At 44.4% G+C, this 3,722-nt stretch carries 3 protein-coding genes; 1 reads left to right on the top strand and 2 read right to left on the bottom strand.

Annotated elements, in window-relative coordinates; all coding sequences use genetic code 11:
• Together panP and A3757_RS10750 are read right to left on the bottom strand one after the other, a co-directional pair.
• Window positions 1-1,079, bottom strand: a 1,079-nt coding sequence (panP, locus tag A3757_RS10755; protein ID WP_156506278.1) for a pyridoxal-dependent aspartate 1-decarboxylase PanP, incomplete at its 3' end; no start/stop codon positions are given.
• Between the two features lie 113 nt (window positions 1,080-1,192).
• A complete protein-coding gene (locus A3757_RS10750; protein WP_068510042.1) occupies window positions 1,193-1,705 on the bottom strand; it encodes a hypothetical protein in 513 nt (170 codons plus the stop codon).
• 163 nt (window positions 1,706-1,868) lie between these two features.
• Here A3757_RS10750 and A3757_RS10745 point away from each other — a divergent pair.
• Window positions 1,869-3,722 (top strand): GNAT family N-acetyltransferase (locus A3757_RS10745; protein WP_068739587.1); only part of this gene is annotated, 1,854 nt, incomplete at its 3' end.

Genomic DNA, 3,722 nt, shown 5'->3' with positions numbered 1-3,722 from the left:
TTCTTTGGGTCCTTAAACACCACCAAGCCACTACCCATCGGAACATATAACTGCTTGTGTGCATCCAGGGTGACAGAATCTGCTTTTTCGATGCCTTTTAATAAAGAGCGATAGTCATTTGAAAATAATGTCGGGCCACCCCAGGCTGCATCGACATGAAAGTGAGCCTTAAACTCGCGCGCGATTTCAGCCACTTCTTCAAGAGGGTCGATATTGCCTGTCTCTGTTGTACCGGCAATGCCAATCACGCTAATTATGCAGATATTTTCTTTCTTCAAGCGAGTGCAGGTATCTCGTAAGGCTTCCAGATCTATACGGTTATGCTCATCAGTCTCTACAGAAACCAGGTAATCTCGACCTATGCCGATAATATCTGCTGTTTTGCTAAAAGAGTAATGCCCTCTTTTTGAGACCACGATTGCAGCACCATCATAACCATAGTACTTAATCGCTCGAAATAAGCCTTCATGGGCAACGCCCTTGAAGTTTCCTTCGGGTGGAAAGGCTAAATTTCGAGCCGCCCAAAGAGCTGTGATATTGGCAATGGTGCCGCCTGAGCACATTGCCCCCAATGCATGCCCTGCATCGTGCATCCACTTGCTATAAAAATCACTGTCTTCAGCGTATACCAGGCGGTGCAACATCCCGAGCACCTGTCTCTCTAGGGGCGTAAACGCTTTCGAGGTTTCGGTTTTTACCAGGTTCTGGTTGAGCGCAATCATGATCTTGGAAAGCGGCAACATGAAATAAGGTAAAGCAGAGGTCATATGACCAACGAAGCTAGGCGATGAGGTGTGAACAGACTGCGCAACTATTTTATCTAGAAGAAATTGAGTATGTTCGGATACAAAAATGGGCTTTTCAGGAATCCTGGGATCAGAAAAGTCTTTTTCCATTTCTTGCAAATCATGTTCGACCGCGACGATATGGTCCTGCATAAATCCTGCAAGATTATTAGAAACGTCTTTATCAATACGGCTAAGAGTAGAGTCTGGTGCTTCGGGTACTGTAAATACTCGATACATACTCTCTATGCTTGCCTGAGCAAACTTCTGCTTATGGTATAACTTGTCCAACATAGCTCACAACGTAGATTCAATACCCAAAATTTGAACGGGCGCTAGTATAGTCGGTCGTACAAAGGATAACCAGCCAAGGTCTCTTGCAATGGACCAATATCGTTTAAAAAACCTTATTGACTGGGAAGAATTGCCAAATCACCACTCTTTTGAAGCGATGCCAGCAACTGCTCCTTTAGATTTTTCACACTTTGATATTCAAGCTGAGCCGTAATTTCCTGCTCGACTTGATAAAAAGGCTTGGCAATATGCTCCTGGTTAGCATGATAAAAGTCACTCACGCGTTGACTATCAACTTCATATTCAGACTTTGGAAAAAGTGTTTTGCCTGCCTGCTCAGCACTCACCTTATGATCTTTCGCATACTGATAAATATGCATCTGCAAAGCGGCCATTTCGAGAGTTCTGCGCCTCTCGCGCTCTAACTTGCTAATACGTTCCTTAAACTCTGGCGACAGGTCTTCGAGATTTTTATCAATGCCTTTATAAACCAATAAAGGGGCGCGCTCTTCGACTTCTTTCTGCGCAGCATTCTGAGCCAAGAGGTTGGCTAGAACCATGCCAAATGAAAAGGCAAAGAACATCATAATGAACTGCGTTCTCCCCGGTTTCTGACTTTCTTTCAAAACGCTTCCTCTCTTACTCTATGACAGGTCAAGACACTGATACATGCAAAGACTTGTTTTAGTTCAAGCATAGACACATACTTCTGAAATTACAGGTTTACTTAAATTTTTGTCCTTGCCGGTCATTTAAATTCTTTATCGCCCTATTTACTAAGAAGCCACTATGCTTGAAAAGCTATTCTCCAATATTTTTGACGCTGCCCAGCAGTCTTTCTGTCGCTACCCCGTAGTGCTTAGTGGCGACAAGAATTGGTGTTTAGATACGGTTCAAAGCAACTCGCTTTTCGGCGATATAAATGAGGCTATTTATATCAGCGCCTCCGAACCTATTAAAGGCTTTAAGTCTGTTTCTGCACATAAAGTTAAAAGCCTCTTGGGTGGTGATTGTAATCTGTTGCTTTGGGATGGCTTCGATGGCTTAAGCCCGGACGGACTTGGTGGAGCATCTGGACTTGTTCGCGGAGGAGGCTTATTTATCATCATGGTGCCCCCTCTCGCTGACTTGGCTAAAGCACCTGACCCAGACTATCGCCGCATGTGCAGTGACGAGTCAGAGTTATCTAAAACAAACACCTTTTTTCTCCAGCGTTTGATTAGCTTTTTTAACAGTCAGGATTGTCTGCTATTTTGCCAAGAGAATCAGTCTCAGCTTCCTGCTGTTCCTGCGGCTGCGACGACTCAGGTACAGGCCCTACCCACACCTGACCAGCGCGAAGCAATTGAGCTAATCACTCATGTTGTCGAAGGGCACCGTAGACGGCCACTGATCGTCACCGCCGATAGGGGACGAGGCAAAACCAGCGCGCTTGGCATTGCCGCGGCGAAGTTGGCCCTCAAATATAAAAAATCTATTTTGATTACAGCCCCCTCAAAACGAGCTTGTGCCAATGCATTCTTCCACTTTTCAAAATACATTACAGATGAGTGTGGCAACCACGATAGTTATTCTCACTGTCTGAAGTTTATATCGCCTGATGAGCTCTTACTTACCAAGCCCGAGTGCCAGTTACTGCTAATCGATGAAGCTGCCGGAATTCCAGCGTCTACATTGAGTGAACTACTAAAGCACTATTCTAGAATCGTATTTTCAAGCACCATCCATGGCTACGAAGGCAATGGTCAAGGCTTTGCAATTCGTTTTAAGAAACAACTCGACCTACTAACACCCAAGTGGAAAAGCATTCATCTAAGCCAGCCAGTTCGTTGGGCCGAGAATGACCCCTTAGAAAATTGGATGAGTCGGCTATTATTTTTATCCTTGAATGACGATTCATTTAGCCAAAAACGTAGTGTAAAAAACAAACATACAGAGATGAACGTGCTCTGGCCTTCACAGCAGCAACTAGCCTCCGAGCCTAAACTCCTTGAGCAGGTTATTTCATTGCTAGTGAATGCTCACTATCAAACTTCCCCTGACGATATAAGACTTATACTTGATCATCCCGGTGTGTTGCTAGCTTGTGGTTTCAAAGATCATATAGAAAGTGAGCAACAAGGTGAGTTGATCTCAGCAATGCTGATAATACGAGAAGGGGGGATTTTAGAAAGCACTCTGCAACAAGAGATCCTCGCAGGAAAGCGACGCTTACGTGGCCACTTAGTTCCGCAGACTCTTGCTACCCTCTCTGGCGATATCAAAAACCTGGAACAACACTCATTGCGTATAATGCGTATTGCAGTACGCGCTGAATACGAGAATCAAGGGCTCGGTAGCCAACTAATTGAAGAAGCTTTACAAGTCGCGAAAACTAAACACCTTGATTGTCTTACTACAGCATTTGGACTGACAACCGAGTTGCTTTCTTTCTGGTCAAAGAATCAGTTTTCGCTTCTCAAACTTGGTCTTCAACGTGATAATGCTAGTGGCTGTTATGCCGCGATTATGCAAAGGCCGATATCTTTGTCTGCACAGGAAAATTTGGCTCTATTAGAAAGTATCTATGCCAGAAATTTGCTCAGTGGTATCAGTAGACAATATCAACACCACACTAGCGATACGCTGTATGATGCGCTAACA

Source organism: Oleiphilus sp. HI0117, assembly GCF_001635235.1.
This window is presented reverse-complemented; position numbering and strand designations above follow the sequence as displayed.